Source organism: Arthrobacter sp. 2RAF6 (genome assembly GCF_052115205.1).
Lineage (GTDB): Bacteria > Actinomycetota > Actinomycetes > Actinomycetales > Micrococcaceae > Arthrobacter.
Window position 1 is genome coordinate 1 of the sequence record NZ_JBFRGF010000025.1, and the last position, 14,779, is coordinate 14,779.

The 14,779-nt window shown below is 61.1% G+C and carries 14 protein-coding genes; 10 read left to right on the forward strand and 4 right to left on the reverse strand.

The annotated features are described in order from the left end of the window. The first annotated feature begins 214 nt into the window (after positions 1 to 214). Together AB4Z38_RS16815 and AB4Z38_RS16820 are read left to right on the forward strand one after the other, a co-directional pair. Positions 215 to 586 (forward strand): hypothetical protein, encoded by a 372-nt coding sequence (locus tag AB4Z38_RS16815; protein ID WP_441430759.1) that lies wholly within the window; start codon positions 215 to 217, stop codon positions 584 to 586. A 7-nt stretch (positions 587 to 593) separates the two neighbouring features. Beyond that, entirely contained in the window at positions 594 to 926 is a 333-nt protein-coding gene (locus tag AB4Z38_RS16820) for a type II toxin-antitoxin system RelE family toxin (protein WP_441430760.1), read from the forward strand. A gap of 317 nt (positions 927 to 1,243) precedes the next feature. Here AB4Z38_RS16820 and AB4Z38_RS16825 read toward each other — a convergent pair whose 3' ends face one another. Beyond that, a complete protein-coding gene (locus AB4Z38_RS16825) occupies positions 1,244 to 2,275 on the reverse strand; it encodes a LacI family DNA-binding transcriptional regulator (RefSeq protein ID WP_441430761.1) in 1,032 nt (343 codons plus the stop codon). 547 nt (positions 2,276 to 2,822) lie between these two features. On the opposite strand from AB4Z38_RS16825, the gene AB4Z38_RS16830 reads away from it, so the two are divergent. The 6 genes from AB4Z38_RS16830 to AB4Z38_RS16855 all read left to right on the forward strand — a co-directional run bounded on the left by AB4Z38_RS16830 (position 2,823) and on the right by AB4Z38_RS16855 (position 8,814). Continuing rightward, positions 2,823 to 4,115, forward strand: coding sequence for an ABC transporter substrate-binding protein (locus AB4Z38_RS16830; RefSeq protein WP_441430762.1), 1,293 nt, complete (start codon positions 2,823 to 2,825; stop codon positions 4,113 to 4,115). Next, positions 4,112 to 5,077 carry a carbohydrate ABC transporter permease gene (locus AB4Z38_RS16835; protein ID WP_441430763.1) on the forward strand — a complete coding sequence of 322 codons (966 nt, stop codon included), beginning with the start codon at positions 4,112 to 4,114 and terminating at the stop codon, positions 5,075 to 5,077. Before AB4Z38_RS16830 ends, AB4Z38_RS16835 begins: the two co-directional genes overlap by 4 nt. Further along, on the forward strand, positions 5,077 to 5,898 hold the full coding sequence (locus tag AB4Z38_RS16840) for a carbohydrate ABC transporter permease (protein WP_441430764.1): 822 nt from the start codon (positions 5,077 to 5,079) through the stop codon (positions 5,896 to 5,898). Before AB4Z38_RS16835 ends, AB4Z38_RS16840 begins: the two co-directional genes overlap by 1 nt. 170 nt (positions 5,899 to 6,068) lie before the next feature. Further along, on the forward strand, positions 6,069 to 6,866 hold the full coding sequence (locus AB4Z38_RS16845) for an inositol monophosphatase family protein (RefSeq protein WP_441430765.1): 798 nt from the start codon (positions 6,069 to 6,071) through the stop codon (positions 6,864 to 6,866). 48 nt (positions 6,867 to 6,914) lie between these two features. Next, the gene (locus tag AB4Z38_RS16850; RefSeq protein ID WP_441430766.1) at positions 6,915 to 7,703 is read left to right on the forward strand and encodes a glycerophosphodiester phosphodiesterase; all 789 of its coding nucleotides are present in this window, start codon (positions 6,915 to 6,917) and stop codon (positions 7,701 to 7,703) included. A 634-nt stretch (positions 7,704 to 8,337) separates the two neighbouring features. Continuing rightward, positions 8,338 to 8,814 (forward strand): NADPH-dependent F420 reductase, encoded by a 477-nt coding sequence (locus AB4Z38_RS16855; protein WP_441430817.1) that lies wholly within the window; start codon positions 8,338 to 8,340, stop codon positions 8,812 to 8,814. 322 nt (positions 8,815 to 9,136) lie between these two features. On the opposite strand, the gene AB4Z38_RS16860 is transcribed toward AB4Z38_RS16855, so the two are convergent. Beyond that, on the reverse strand, positions 9,137 to 10,024 hold the full coding sequence (locus AB4Z38_RS16860) for an HpcH/HpaI aldolase/citrate lyase family protein (RefSeq protein WP_441430818.1): 888 nt from the start codon (positions 10,022 to 10,024) through the stop codon (positions 9,137 to 9,139). Positions 10,025 to 10,036: 12 nt separating this feature from the next. After that, a complete protein-coding gene (aspA, locus tag AB4Z38_RS16865) occupies positions 10,037 to 11,497 on the reverse strand; it encodes an aspartate ammonia-lyase (RefSeq protein WP_441430767.1) in 1,461 nt (486 codons plus the stop codon). Positions 11,498 to 11,666: 169 nt separating this feature from the next. On the opposite strand from aspA, the gene AB4Z38_RS16870 reads away from it, so the two are divergent. Both AB4Z38_RS16870 and AB4Z38_RS16875 read left to right on the forward strand, forming a co-directional pair. Next, positions 11,667 to 12,692, forward strand: coding sequence for an aspartate/glutamate racemase family protein (locus AB4Z38_RS16870; RefSeq protein ID WP_441430768.1), 1,026 nt, complete (start codon positions 11,667 to 11,669; stop codon positions 12,690 to 12,692). A gap of 20 nt (positions 12,693 to 12,712) precedes the next feature. Next, the gene (locus AB4Z38_RS16875; protein WP_441430769.1) at positions 12,713 to 13,393 is read left to right on the forward strand and encodes a GntR family transcriptional regulator; all 681 of its coding nucleotides are present in this window, start codon (positions 12,713 to 12,715) and stop codon (positions 13,391 to 13,393) included. Between the two features lie 243 nt (positions 13,394 to 13,636). On the opposite strand, the gene AB4Z38_RS16880 is transcribed toward AB4Z38_RS16875, so the two are convergent. Next, positions 13,637 to 14,749, reverse strand: a complete 1,113-nt coding sequence (locus AB4Z38_RS16880) for a LacI family DNA-binding transcriptional regulator (RefSeq protein WP_441430770.1) — start codon at positions 14,747 to 14,749, stop codon at positions 13,637 to 13,639. Between the last annotated feature and the right edge of the window lie 30 nt (positions 14,750 to 14,779).

Sequence of the window (14,779 nt, forward strand, 5' to 3'; positions counted from 1 at the left end):
GCCTCGTTTACGTTGCGCTGGTACACGCTGTTCGAGTTTCGTGCTGATTGGGACGGGCCATGGTGGGAGCAAATGACCTGGCGCCACATCAAGTCCTGGGACGTGGCGAAGCTATGAACCGCCGGGATGGACAGCCCTGGCTCAACAGAGCCACGTCAAAGGCCACCGGCCGGAGACGCATGGATACGAGCATCTGGTCTAAGGAGAACGCGACGTGAGCGACATCAGGTATGGAATCTTTCTCCGCCCTGACCCTGCCACCTGTTGGGCTGTCACCCAGATCACCTTGGCCCTAAAACACCAGTACGGGCTGGTCTCGGCGGCAGCATTCGCGCCCCACGCAACCCTCATCGGGAACCTCAAAACAGAAGCGAGTGAAGCAGAACTCACCTCCACGCTCGAGGAGGTCTTCAAGAAGCAGAAACCACTACCCGTGTACAACCGGGGTGTGGAACGCAGGGAAAGCGATGCGTTCGTCTACAACATCGACTGCGATGCAACGGGCGGTAACCGGAACGAACCACTGGCTGAAGTCGCTGCCAAAGTAAAAGCCGCGGTCCTTTCCTCTCTCGGTTCCGCACTCTGACTACCTGGTGCCGTCCGTAGTGGAATACGAGTTCGCCGCACATCTAAGCCTGGCCAACTTTGAGCTGACAATGGATAACCGCCTGGCCGACGAGGTCGGCGAGTTCATTGCAGGACTGCCCATCACGCCTCCGGCGTCCTTCGCCGCCCGTATCGAATTCGTCGACGGCGACCTGTCCGCAAGCCCGCAACGGGTAAGCACGGCCCTGGAGCGGGACATGGCCGGCCTCCACTCGGCCAGACGCGGCCCCTACCGCATCCTGTACTCCATCGACGAGGAACACCACAGCATCAGCATCCTGAGGGACGACCACCGCTCCGATGTGTACCGCCCCAGGTAGCTCCATCAGGACCCGCGTGCAAGCGCGGCCGGTAGGACCTCGATAACTCTGGAAGACAGAAACACCGGAGCCGCTGCCTTTGCTTTCTGGTGCAAAGCCCCGTTAGCGGCGTAGGTCATGAGCAGCAAGGCCTATTGGCAGACCGCGAAATCACCCATTCTTAGCAGGGCCTTAGCCAACGAGTACTGGGAACCCTCGGTCAAGTGTTTCTTCACCCGGGCACACGCATGAGGCGGGCACCCTGTGCGCGGTCGCATTCCGCCTGTCGACCCCGATGTTTTGTACGAGCATCCCGCATTGGGAGGGAATCCCTGCTTCTATTGCGATGGCACGGGGTGCGCGATGGCTGGTGCCCCAGCGGTCCGGCCGGGCACGAGGCTGCCGCGCAGGGCAACCAGCCGGTCTTGGTCGGTAAGGCCCTCGATCCGATCTACCAGAAGGCCGATCGCGGTTCGTCCTATCTCGCGCACGGGCTGTTCGAACGTGGTCAGCCCCAGGAATGGGACCGCCAGGGGCCCGAAGCCGTCGTACCCGGTCACGGCCATCTCGCTGCTGGAGATCCCTCTCTGGCGGAGCCGCTCAAGGAGGTTGACGGCGGAGGGGTCCGTCGGGCACATGATCGCTGTTACGTCGGCGCCGTCGAGGCGCGCGTCCACGTCGTCTGCTGCGACGAAGTCGCTTTCGACTTCCCAGACGACCGGGTTTCCTCCGGAAGCGCGGATGCGTTCGATCATGGCCTGGCCCCGCGCGTTCTGGCTGAGCGAGTATTCCCGGTTGACCAGGATGACCGCGATCTGCCTGTGGCCCAGCCCGAAGACGTGATCGGCCAGAATCTGGCCACCGTCGATGTCGTCGCAAAAGACGCTTGTGATGCCCCGGCTGGTCTCCCGCCGACCTGCTACGACGATGGGCACCCGCTCGATGAAGGGCACGATCTCTTCGGATGGCAACCGTGCCGAGGCGATGACAAGGCCGTCGACTTGCAGCGACACCAGGCTCCGTAGGGCGCGAAGAGCGTCGGCGACTTCGAGCTCGCCGGCGCTGGTCATGCTGATGACCTGATAGCCGCGGTTCTCGGCCTCCTGTTGCATCGCCGCCTGAAGCAAGGCATAGAACGGTCTGCTGACATCGCGCAGGACGACCCCGATCGTCTTCGTGCGCGAGTTCGCAAGGCCACGGGCCATGGCATTGGCGACGTAGCCGAGTTCGCGGGCCGCCTGTTCGATACGTTGGCGGGTGTCGGGGTTGACATCGCCTTGGCCAAGCAGGGCGCGGGACACCGCGGACTTCGAGACACCTGCTGCCTTGGCGACGTCGAGAATCGTCGGTGCCTTGCGCGGCTTAACCATCTGCTACTGCCTCCTTCTGCGGGAACCCGGCTGGGATGCCGTCACTCCGGGATCGTTCCTCCAATGACTATAGTTGGCCGCCACCGGGTGGCCTCCGGGTACGCGCGTCCAGCTTGACTGCCCTCCTTGCGCGGTCGCGGCGGCACTCGGGGGCGACGCCCGCGACGAACGCTCTGAAGGCAGATCACGTAGAACGCGCGGATCCGCCCCAAGAGCTCGTTCCGAAGGCAATCAGCGGGTGAACCTAGGGTGAACAAACCGGGAAGGTTCCCGGGTATCTCAGTAAACATTTTACCCTCCGTTGGAGCGAATACTCAAGAAAATCCCGAATATCCGGGGCCTATGGTGGCAGATTTTCTTAATTTTGGGGTCTTGCCGACGCCGCAGCCTCTTGTTACCTTGAGAAAGAACCGGGAACGCTCCCGCCAATGGCTCGTCCGAGAGTTGTGAGCCCTGTCATGGATTGTTTTCGCCGGTCACGTCCCTGCCTTGCGTCTAAATGCAAAGCAGGCGACCCACCCCATGAGAATCGTAAGGAAACCCAGAGATGTTTTCGATCAAGCCCGCAAGACGCACCTTCCTGGTTGCCGCCGTTGGCGCAGCACTGATCGCCGGCGCCGCTGGCTGCAGCACGGGCACAAGCTCGTCAGACAGCGCCGGTTCCGCCAACCTGAGTCTGATGATCTGGGACCCTGCCCAGAAAGCCGGTGTCCAGAAGGCTGTGGATGGATTCCAGGCCGCCAACCCCAACATCCATGTCACGCTCGAGCAGGTACCGGAAGACCAGTACTACACGAAACTCGATGCTTCCCTGGGCGCCGGCCAGGGGCCGGATGTCATGTGGCAGAGCTCAAAGGCTCCCACCTACGTCAACGGTGGCGCTCTCGAGCCGCTGGATGACTACATCAAGAAGGACAACGTGTCGATGGACGCGTACCCGAAGAAGCTAGCCGATCTGTACAAGATCAACGGCAAACAGTACGGCATGCCGAAAGACCAGGACGTCTGGAGCTTCATCTACAACGCCGATGTGTTCAAGAAGCTGGGCGTGACCGACCTGCCCACGGCCACCTGGACGTGGGATGACATGGTCCGGATCGCCGGAGAGATCAAGGCGAAGCAGGCTTCCTCCAAAGACTTCCCTATGTTCTACACCTATAGCTTCAACAACGGCGCGGCGAGCATCATCCACCAGCTCGGGGGGACCGTCGTCCAGGACAACAAGGGCACTGTGTCCTCCTCCGTGGCGACGGAGGCGCTGACAAGGATCAAGAGCCTGCAGGACCAGAAGCTCATTCCGGCCGTCAAGGACTCCACCGACTTCAACGCCGCGTCCTCGCTGATCTCCGGGACCATCGCGATGGCGAAGATCCCTTCATACCAGCTGTCGCTGCTGTCCAAGTCCAGCCTTCCCAGCGGAACGCTGCATGCTGTCCCGCAGCCTTCGATCAACGGCTCGCACGCCACGGACACCAACGGGTTATCGTACGTGATGAACTCGAACTCCACGCACAAGGACGCAGCATGGAAGCTGATCAAGTTCCTTACTTCGGATGAGGGCGCCAAGCTGCATGTCCAAGGCGGCGCGAGCCCTGCAGCCAACGTGTCAACCGACGTACAGGCGGCCTACTACCAGGCGAACGGCTCGATCGCCAGCCTGAAGGAGGCTTTCGCGCCGATGCTCGCCGAGAGCTACCTCCGCACCACCACCCAGTACCCGCCGGTCCGGGCGAACAACCCGCAGATCGAAAGCGCCGTGGGCGACTACTACGCCGGATCCATTTCCGCCGCCGACGTGGAGAAGAAGATAGACACGCTCCTGACAGGTTCATTCAAGTGACCCAAACCACCATCTCGCGCTCTGAGGGCGTCGAGTCGAGCCCGCGTCGCCGCCCGGGGCGGCGGCGCGGCCTCGGGCGGCGGGACGCCCGGACGGGCCTGCTGTTTCTGCTTCCCCTGTTCGCAGGCCTTCTGGTCTTCCGGTTCTACGGGTTTGGCTACAACGTCTGGCTTTCGTTCACCAAGGCCGGGGCCTTCGGGGCTCCGAAGTTCCTCGGCGTTGACAACTACGTGCGACTGTTCGCGGATGATCAGCTCGGTGTCGCCCTGATCAACACGTTCAAGTTCTGCGCTTTCATCGTTCCCGGCGTGGTCATCGTGTCGTTGCTGTGTGCCACACTCATGCAGCACCGGTTCCGGGGAGCGTCGGCGTTCCGGGCCGTCGTGTTCCTGCCCGCGGTGGCTCTCCCAACGGCCGCGATCATGCTTTTCGGGTGGCTGTTCCAGACCCAGTACGGGCTGATCAACGCCGCGATACAAGCGCTCGGCGGGCAGCCTGTCAGCTGGTTCGGCAGCGCGACCGGCGTCACGGCCGTCGTCACCGTCATCGTCGTGTTCCTGTCCTTCAGCGTTCCGACGATCATCTTGTACGCCGGGATGAAGGATATCCCCTCCGAGGTCTACGAAGCAGCCTCCATCGACGGGGCTGGCCCGGTGCGCCGGTTCTTCTCGATCACGCTCCCGCTCCTGAGCCCGTCGCTGTTCTTCGTCGTGCTCACGACAACCATCAGCACCCTCAAACTCTTCGACGTGGTCTACATCCTGCTTCCGCCGGAGTTGCCCGCGTCCGCCAAATACGGGCTCACAGCTGTCTACTACTACTACCAGCTCGCCTTCCTCAACACCGGCGACCGGGGCTACGCGTCTGCAGTCTCGATGTTGCTCTTCGTGATCATCCTGGCTGTCTCGCTCGTTTTGTTCCGGCTGCAACGACGATTCGTCCACTATGGAGAGGACGGCTGATGCTCAACCAATATCGGTCCCGTTGGTGGACCTATATCGCCATCGTGGCGGTAGGGCTCGTGATCCTGGCGCCATTCGCCTGGATGCTTGCCACCGCCTTGATGTCCGCGGGTCAGGCCCTTCAGGTTCCGCCGAACGTGATCCCGTCACCGGCGACCCTGGACGGCGTGAAGCAGGTATTCGACCGGCTGCCGTTCTTTACGCTGCTGGGCAACACGGTCCTGGCCTCGTTGGGGCGGGCGATCGGTACCTTGGTCGTGGCAACGCTCGGCGCCTACGCACTCGCCATCATCAAGGTGCCTGGCGCCCGGATCATCCTCGTCGTCGTCCTGACCTTGATCATGGTTCCCGGGGACATCTTCATCATCCCGAACTACGCGATCATTTCGGCGTTCCACCTCACCGACACCCTCGTGGCGCTGGTCCTTCCGTCGATCTTCGATGTGTTCAGCGTGTTCTTGATGTATCAGTTCTTCCGGGGTATCCCGCGGGAATTGATCGAGGCCGCGCGCATCGACGGCGCATCCCACATGCGCATTTTGGCGACGATCGTCGTTCCCATCGCGCGGAGCGGGCTCGTCACTGTGTCGCTCCTGGCGGTGCTCGCGGAGTGGAAGGAACTACTGTGGCCGATCGTCGTCAACAGGTCGGTCGAGAGACTCACTCTAGGGCCCGGGATCGCCTTGCTTCGCGGCGCCTACACCACGGACTGGAACGTCCTGATGTCCGCCGGCGTCCTTGCCGCTCTCCCGATGGTCCTGATCTTCCTCCTCCTTCAGAAGCAGTTCATCACCAGCGTCGCCCGGAGCGGGATGAAATAGGCGTCACAAGAACTAGGTGAGGCGCGCCACCAACCGTCGCGCTGTGCCTGAGCGTGAAGCCCACCGAGCACGGCTCGATTCGGCTTCGATCCAGCGTCAGATCTCACAGCACGCGGCGACTCATCGATCTGACATCACGGACCAAGAAAGAAAGAAAGTTTGAGGTCAAATTGACAACCATTGATCCCCTAAAGTTGCTGGCGATCGCTCGCGACATCGCTGTGGAGGCCGGCGGATTAGCTGCTACCATGCGTAACGCCGGAATCAGCGTGCAGTCGACAAAATCCAGCCAACTGGACATCGTCACGCAAGCTGACATCAGAGTGGAGGCGCTGATCCGGGAACGACTGAGGGCGCTCCGGCCCGAGGATGGGTTTCTCGGCGAAGAGAGCGGTGATGATGAGGCGGGAACGAGCGGTATCACCTGGGTTGTGGATCCCATCGACGGAACCGTCAACTACCTGTACGGCTCGCCGAACTACGCGGTGTCGATCGCAGCGACCGTCCTGGAGGAAAACGGAGTGCGCAAGGCCGTCGCCGGCTGTGTTTACGCGCCGGCACTTGGCGCTCAATACACTGCAGCCGTCGGCCACCACGCATACCTGAACGGTACGCAGATTCGCGTCAACAGCAATGTTCCGCTGGACCGTGCGTTGGTGGCGACCGGTTTCACCTACGATCTGGCCAAGCGTGAGCGGCAGAAGCAGACTGTCGCCGCGCTCGTACCGTACATCCGTGACTTCCGGATGGTCGGCACCGCGTCCTTGGACATTTGCGCGGTCGCGTCCGGAACCGTGGACGCCCATTACATGCGCGGGCTGCCGATCTGGGACTACGCCGCGGCGGCGCTGATCGCCGCCCAGGCCGGAGCCAAAGTGGGAGGTCTGGCCGAAGACCCGCCCAGCGCGGAACTCATCCTTGTCGCCGATCCGGAACTTACCCAGGCCCTTGAACCATTTTTGCGCTAGCCCCGGTACTTGCTTTTGCACTCTCACCATCAAAAAGGGACAGACAACATGACTACTGAACGCCGTTTCGTCCTCTGCGGACACCGCGGAAACATGGCGGACGCGCCAGAGAACACCCTGTCCTCGTTTGCCAGCGCAGAACGTGCCGGCGTCGACGAGATCGAGCTGGACATCAAGATGACCCGGGACGGTGTTCTCGTCGTCATCCACGATAGGACCGTTGCCCGAACCGCAGCGACGTCAACGCCGCATTTGCACACTCCCGTCGAAGAGCTGACGTTCGATGAGCTAAGGAGCGTGGACCTGGGCTCGGGGGAACGTGTCCCCACGTTCGAAGAAGTTCTCGACGCGACAACCGTCCTCCTTCAGGTCGAGATCAAGGATCCCGCTGCCGCACGACCACTCGCGGAGATGCTCCTCAACCGGCCCGAGCACGATCAGGCCAGATGCCTGGTGACGAGCTTCGACCCGCTGTCGCTGGCCGATTACACGGACGTCTGGGCCGACTCTCCTCGCGGAACTGCTTTGCACGTTCCGGATCTGGACAGCAACTGGCGCGAACACGCAAAGCGGCTTCGCGTCTCGACCATCCTGATTTCCCTGGCGATTCTGGAGCGTCCCTTGGTCGATGAACTGCACGATGCAGGCTACATCGTGGGCGCCTCGCTCATCGTGGGGCCAGGCCAGGTTCGAAAGATTCTCGAACTCAACGTCGACACGTCGGCGTCGGACACTCCGGAATACGCCCGCCGCATGCTGGTGGAAAGCGAGGAATTCACCTCTCGATTCCCTTCCTTCGCCCTGAACGACGCAGCTTTGGCCCCAGGAGCGGCCTGATCTGTCTTGCTTGACGCCGGCCCATCACGGCGTCAAGCAAGACAGCACACTGCCACGGCTGCAGCCGACGCCTGAAGCGATGTCCGGCCATCGGCGGCAGGGCGCTCACGAGCCGCGGCCGTCGGCATGTCGCGGCAGGCCGCCCCCGACGCCGTTCGCGGGGCCCCATCCAAACCGAGTAAGAAATGCAGGTGCCTGTCATCGCGAAGGTATCTGGCACCCCCGGAACCGTGGGCCTGGAACGGCTGGGAGTGGGCCACCGACGGACGGTTCCCGGGACCGTGGGATGACCTTCACGGCAACTTCCGAGTCGCCCTTTCAGCGAGCCTGCAGGACCAGAAAACGTTCCCGATCCGCCAAACTGGGCGCAGAGTCGCGCCAACCTCACCGGAAGCCTTGGCATCGCTCCGGCTGTAGAAGTCCACCGCGCGGCATTCGATCACACAGGTCGCTGGAACGCGGCGGGCCCGAACGCTAAACCGACGCACAAATACAGTGACGGACGATCCACCTCGGCATATTCCTTCCTATACAAGCGCCGACGGTCATCTTCCGCAAGGACCACGCTGCGCGCCTATCCAACAACGGTCATGGCGGGCGCAGGCTTCAACTGCCCAGCCCTTCGTGGCTGCTCATCAGATTAGATGGAAGACTTCTCACCAGTCCTGGGGTTTACCTTGTATGCGCGGATTTCGTCGTCCTCGCCGTCCCCTGGACAAAGGTCCGAGAGGCGGTGGCTAACTTACCTGCCCGCAAAGGGCGGATCGTCATTGATGCCACCAACCAATGGGCGAGTCTGACTCCCACGTTTGTCGCGGACAAGCTCGACATCGGAGGCAGTGAACTCGTCGCCTCACTGATCCCCGGGGCGCACGTCATCAAGGCCTTCGATAACATGTATGGCCCCTATATTGCTGCCGACCCCATCACCGCAGCCGGCCGCCGGATCCTTTTTTACGCTGGCGACGACCGGAACTCGAAGAAGCTCTTCCGCTCCGTCGTCGAGGGCTTCGGGTTCGCCCCCGTCGACCTCGGCCCGCTGCCGATGGGCCGCCTCATGCAAGTGGACGGCGGACCCCTGACCGGCCTGCACGCCATCCGGGAGGGTTGACAGCGAGTACGACACCCTCTCCGGAACGCCTCACATTCCGAAGCGGGTCAAGTATTCTCCGGCAGGAATTTGCCGAAATCAACCATCCCTGGGCCGATTCCGAATTCCTTGCCCGGATTGAGGTTACTTGTTGATGCGGGTCCGCTCGCAGCCGGACGGGTCTTCCAGTTGGGCACCGAGATTTTCAACGGCCTATATGAAAGAGCGTAGGTCGGCAGACGTGTGAGGGCCGGAGTTCAGAATGAAGTTGTGATGCTACATCCCTACTGCATCTAGGGTTTTGATCGAACACCAGGAAAGGCCCCTGCACGTGCTGAAGTGATCAGGCGTTGCAGAGCCCGTATGCCTTAGCAAGGGAGAGTATTTTTTGTGCCCGGAGGAGCCGCGGAAGATATGAACCGTCTCCAGGAGCAACGCCCGATTCGTGAGCCGCGAGCAGCTCCGTCGCCCATTGACGTTCAGCTTCGCTGGGGGAAAGCCCCTTGTTGATCGTTTCGGCCGCTGCAGGCGCCAAACAGAGCTTGCCTGTCATGCCCATTTCTGCGCTGAGTCGGCCCGCCTCGAACAGCTCACGTTCGGAGGCGTCGACGCTGGGGCCGTCTATCGGGCCAGGGAGACCCCCCACTCGGGACGCAATCACAAGGCGTGAGCGCGCGTATGCGAGGGCAGCCGGGGTATCTGCCGTCCCGGTGTCCCGACGAAAGTCTCCGACGCCAAAGGCCAGGCGGAACGTGCTGGGTGCGGTGGCGATCATGGCCGCATTTTCTATGCCTATCGCGGACTCAATCAAGGCGATGATCGGCGTTCCGGCGGGGAGCCTTGAGGCGGTAGCGGCGATTTGGTCGGCCGTTTCCGTCATGGCCAGCATGATGCCCCGCAGTCCTGGTGCCTGGGACAGCGCCGCCAAGTCATCGGCCCAGTACTCGGATTCCGGTCCGTTGACGCGCACCCAGGTGCTCGTTCCGGTGGACAGTGCCTCGGCCACTATTTGTCGTGCATGGGCTTTTTCCGTTGCCGGGACTGCGTCTTCCAGATCCAATATGACGGAGTCTGCTTCGGATGTAAGCGCAGCAGCGAAGGCAGTCTTTTTGGCGGCGGCGGTCAGCAGCCAGGATCGGGAGAGGTTGGCGGGAAGCTGCAGTGCTCTCCCGTTTCGATGGGGCAGGGGTGGTCCGCTCAGCTGTCTGCCGGGTTGTGGGGTGTTCGTCATAGTCGGCATGGGCTACTGCTCAACGTCGATTTGGGCTGAGGCCGCCTGAGGGTTGGCTAGGTGCTCCGGTCGAAGGATCGCGTCGAGTTCTGCGGCGTTGAGGAGCCCGCGCTCCAGGACGAGATCGGTGACACTCCGGCCGGTGGCGAGGGCCTGCCTGGCGATTGATGTCGAGGCGTCATAACCGATCAAGGGGTTGAGGATCGTTACCACCCCGATGCTGGCATCGACCTGAGCACGGAGGAATGCCTTATTGGCCGTGATCCCGTCAATGCAGTGATCTGCGAGAGTGGTGCAGGCAGCGGTCAAATGGGCCAGGCTGGCAAACATGGACCGGCCGATAATGGGTTCAAAGGCGTTGAGCTGTAGCTGTCCTGCTTCCGCAGCGATGGTGATTGTAAGGTCGTTTCCTATGACCTCGAAGGCCACCTGGTTGACGACTTCGGGGATGACGGGGTTGACCTTGCCGGGCATGATGCTGGAGCCGGCCTGCCGCGGGGGCAGATTGATCTCGGCAAATCCGGCGCGGGGTCCGGAGGAGAGAAGCCTCAGGTCGTTGCAGATCTTAGAGAGCTTGACGGCAACCCGCTTGAGTGTCCCTGAGAACAGGACGAAGGAACCGCAGTCTTGGGTCGCTTCCACGAGGTTCGCCGCGGTTGCCAGTGGCAGTCCCGTGATTCGCTGCAGATGTGCGCAGGAGGCAGCGGCGTAGTTCGGATGCGTATTGATGCCCGTTCCGATGGCTGTAGCTCCGAGGTTGATTTCGTGCAGGTGCACCATGGCCTCTTTGATCCTGAGCTCGTCTTCGCCCACCATGACGGCGTAGGTGCCGAACTCCTGTCCGAGGGTCATGGGCACGGCGTCCTGCAGCTGGGTCCTGCCTACCTTGACGACATCTTCGAACTCTTTGGCTTTGCGTGCGAAGGAGGCACGAAGGTAGGCCATTGCCTCGAGCAACTGGCCAGCGCCATTAATGGTCGCGATTTTCAGAGCGCTGGGATAAACGTCGTTCGTTGATTGTCCGAGATTGACGTCCCCATTCGGGTGAATCGCCGCGTAGTCACCCTTGTCGAGGCCAAGGTACTCCAGCGCCCTGTTGGCGATCACTTCGTTGGCGTTCATGTTCGTGGAGGTTCCCGCACCACCCTGGATCACGTCCACGACGAACTGATCCAGCAGTTGACCATCTTCAATGTGCTTGCAGGCCTGGACGATGGCATTCTTTTTGGTTTCGCTGATCAGCCCGAGGTCGTAGTTTGCGAGAACGGCGGCGTGCTTGACCTGCGCCAGAGCCTTGATCAGGACGGGGTAGGACGAGATCGGGACGCCCGTGATTGGGAAATTCTCCTTGGCCCGAAGAGTCTGAATACCCCAGTAGGCGGTGTCCGGAACCTGCCGGGTGCCCAAGAAGTCGGTCTCCGTGCGGCTAGCTGCTGCGACGGCGGGGGTAGTTGAAAACGTGGTGTGGTTCATTCCATGCTCAGTTCGGTTGTAAGCGGTGGCCGGTGAATTTGTGCTTTAGCGGCGGCTCGTGCTCGGGGCTACCGACAGAACTACGTTCTTAAGCACATGTAGTTCGCCAAAGTATTTATTCACGCCTTCGAACACGATCAACGGTTCGTTGCCGCGACGCAGGACAGACATGGGACACCTGGGCAGTCATTCAGTGGACGAGGTAGAAGACGGATGGCTGTGGTTTGCGTCCCATTCTATCTCAGTGTCCAATATATTGGATATCAGCGTCAAGAGTCCGGAGCTGGATACACCAAGCGGCTCAAACAACGCTCGAACCCCCCTTTACCCAATACGCAGTGTGCAATATATTGGAAGGAGGATAGAAATCCTTCCTCGTTACGAAACGACGCACATGAACACGCAGATTGAAAGGCCCGCCATCTTTTCCAGCGGTGCCAGCATTCACACACTTTCAAAAGCTAGGGCACTCCCGGGGGGCAGCCCGGACAGGAAGCGCAGCGTCGTCGGTATCCTCGGGGGGATGGGTCCGGCGGCTACAGCCGATTTCTATCTCAAGCTGGTGCAGGCGACGCCGGCCTCGTCGGACCAGGAGCACCTCCAAGTCCTCATCTGGTCCGATCCGACCATTCCTGACAGAACCGATGCGCTCCTGACCCACGGGGCCGATCCGACGCCAGCGTTGATTGCTGGCGCCCAACTGCTCCAGCAATCCGGAGCGGCGATGCTGGCGGTGCCATGCAACACGGCTCATGCATTCCTTGCTGCGGTCCAAGCAGCGGTCGATATCCCGATCGTTCACATGATTGAGGAGACGGCGAACCACGTACAGCTGCTCACACCCCATGTACACCGCGTAGGGCTGCTCTCGACCACCGGCACGCAGAAGGCCGGTCTTTACCAGGCATGGTTGGACAAGAAGGGTATTGAGGTTTTGTCTCCGGACGCTGAATCCCAAGAACATCTGGTCATGGCATCCATCCGGGACATTAAGGCTGGGAAAAGCGGAACTGCCGTAAGACCCCAATTCATAACCGCTGCCCGGAAGCTGATTGATGTCGGCGCCCAGGCCATCATTGCCGGATGCACGGAGGTTCCCGTGGGCCTGGCGGCGGGGGACATCGAAGTGCCGCTTATCGACCCAGCCCGAATACTGGCGGAATCGCTTGTACAACGGGTGCTCGCGTCCGGATGATGCAGAGTACAGTATCCAATATGCCACTAGCCCGCCAAAGCACAGTCGACCGCCCCAAAATGAGCGATGCCGCCTACGAGCGGCTGCGCGACGCAATTGTCCGCGGCGACCTGGCTCCCGGAGAAAAGATCAAAGACGCTGACCTGGCGGAAATGCTCGGGCTCAGCAGAACGCCCGTCCGTGAAGCGCTAACCCGGCTTGTTGAAAGCGGGCTCGTTGAATCCAAGCCCGGCGTCTACACCCGGGTCTCCACCCTTAACCAGCATGACGTTGCGGCCAATCTCTCCGTTCTGAAAGTCTTGGACTCCCTGGCAATGGAGTCGGCCGTTCCGCGATTGACCGAGCGGGACTTCCATTCCATGCGGCAGGCGAACAGGAACTTTGCCGCTGCAGTGCAAAGGCAGAACGTTTCGAAGGCTTTGGCCGCGGACGACGCCTTTCACCGCGTCATCATTGAGGCGGCGGGAAATCCCGTCATCGCCCGCGTCATCGAACAATTGCATCCCCAGTTGCACCGCATCCTTTACCGTAAGTTCTCCGGACTCCTCGGCGGCGAGGAAACCATCGACCACCACGAAGAACTCATAAAAGTCTGCGAACAAGGTGACGCCAAAGCCGCAGCCGCCATGTCCGGCGAACATTGGTCTCATCTCGCCGAGCTCATTAGCGGACTGTTCGACTCCAATGAACTTTCCGCCTAACCGGGGAGTAAGTATGTCTGGAACCATCGGTGTTGGCGCCGACGGCACCAACACCGCACGCTAGGCGGCGAGCTAGCAGGGGATTTCCCTTCGCTCCGCTCCTCGTCGTTTCGGCCGGTCTCTAACCGTCGCCCAGGTAAGCACGCTGAGGCACTCAGCCGGAAACTTTGTTGAGCTCTTGATACTCATCCCGTAAGGACAGGCCCAAAGCTCACGCATTCCACTTATTGTGCCGCACACGAATTAGGCCGTTACCTCGGTCGCACTGCGCCTTGGCCCTGCGGTGGACCCCCTGACTATCAATTCAGTTGGTAGCGTCCGGTTCATGAACGCGTCCGTGCTGCCGTCAATACGGTCGAGCAAAACTTCCGCGGCCATACGACCCAACTCAAGGACCGGCTGGGAGACGACGGTCAGGGGCGGGGTGACCAATCGCGTCCACTCCAGATCATCAAATCCCAAGAGAGAGACGTCGTCAGGTATCGCGAGTTCCAGGGCTTTCAAGCCCCGGAATGCACCGATGGTCATGACGTTATCAGTGGCAAAGAGGGCTGACGGTGCGCCATGCTGGAATCGTTTCGTGACAGCGCTAAAGGCGCGCTCGGCTGAGTAGCCATCACTTGAGAGAATATTTTCCCGGCGCCAGGGGATGCCGGCCTTTTGCAGGGCGCGCAGGTACCCGACTAGCCTGGCGCCACTTTGCCTTTGGGTTGCTGTTTCCAGGTCATGGATGGCCTCCGGGTCGGCCAGGAACGTTGCTTCGGTTGCGCGTGAAGCTTCGGAGACGATGGCAATTGATTCGTGACCCAAGCCGATGAGGTAGTCCACCGCAGCTTCTGCCGCCCGGGCACCGTCAACCATCACAGCGTCTGCTGGAACGTTGCGCATCGAATGGTCAACGAAGACGAGTGGAACGCCCTGCCGCTTCAGTCGGTGGAAATGCTCGATGTTGTTTCCTCTGGCCGGATAAACAATTAGACCATCGACCCGTTTGCCAAGGAGAACGTCCACCTTTTTCTGCTCACGTAGCTGATCCTCGTCCGTATTGGTGACGATCACTTCGACATCCCGTAGGGCGGCACCGTCGCTGATTCCCCGGACAAGCCTGGCAAAAAACGGGTTTTCGATGTCACCACAGACAACGCCGATCGTGCGGGTTCGGTTCTCTCGCATGCTCCGGGCTAAATCGTTTGGCCGGTAGCCGAGTTCTTGTGAAGCGTTTTCTACCTTGAGGCGAAGCTCCTCACCGACGTTGCCGTAGCCTGCCAACGCTCTTCCCGCTGTTGCGCGTGAGACTCCCGCACGCAAAGCAACGTCACGAATAGTTGGCTGACTGGATCCCGCTCTGTCTGTCACCCTATCTCCCCTTCAAACGACTAGTCGCGA

Excerpts from the sequence above, each read along its gene's own strand:
- AB4Z38_RS16825 (WP_441430761.1), bottom strand. The coding sequence starts at position 2,275 with ATGGTTAAGCCGCGCAAGGCACCGACGATTCTCGACGTCGCCAAGGCA.
- AB4Z38_RS16830 (WP_441430762.1), top strand. The coding sequence starts at position 2,823 with ATGTTTTCGATCAAGCCCGCAAGACGCACCTTCCTGGTTGCCGCCGTT.
- AB4Z38_RS16840 (WP_441430764.1), top strand. The coding sequence starts at position 5,077 with ATGCTCAACCAATATCGGTCCCGTTGGTGGACCTATATCGCCATCGTG.
- AB4Z38_RS16850 (WP_441430766.1), top strand. The coding sequence starts at position 6,915 with ATGACTACTGAACGCCGTTTCGTCCTCTGCGGACACCGCGGAAACATG.
- AB4Z38_RS16860 (WP_441430818.1), bottom strand. The coding sequence starts at position 10,024 with ATGACGAACACCCCACAACCCGGCAGACAGCTGAGCGGACCACCCCTG.
- aspA (WP_441430767.1), bottom strand. The coding sequence starts at position 11,497 with ATGAACCACACCACGTTTTCAACTACCCCCGCCGTCGCAGCAGCTAGC.
- AB4Z38_RS16870 (WP_441430768.1), top strand. The coding sequence starts at position 11,667 with ATGGGACACCTGGGCAGTCATTCAGTGGACGAGGTAGAAGACGGATGG.
- AB4Z38_RS16875 (WP_441430769.1), top strand. The coding sequence starts at position 12,713 with ATGCCACTAGCCCGCCAAAGCACAGTCGACCGCCCCAAAATGAGCGAT.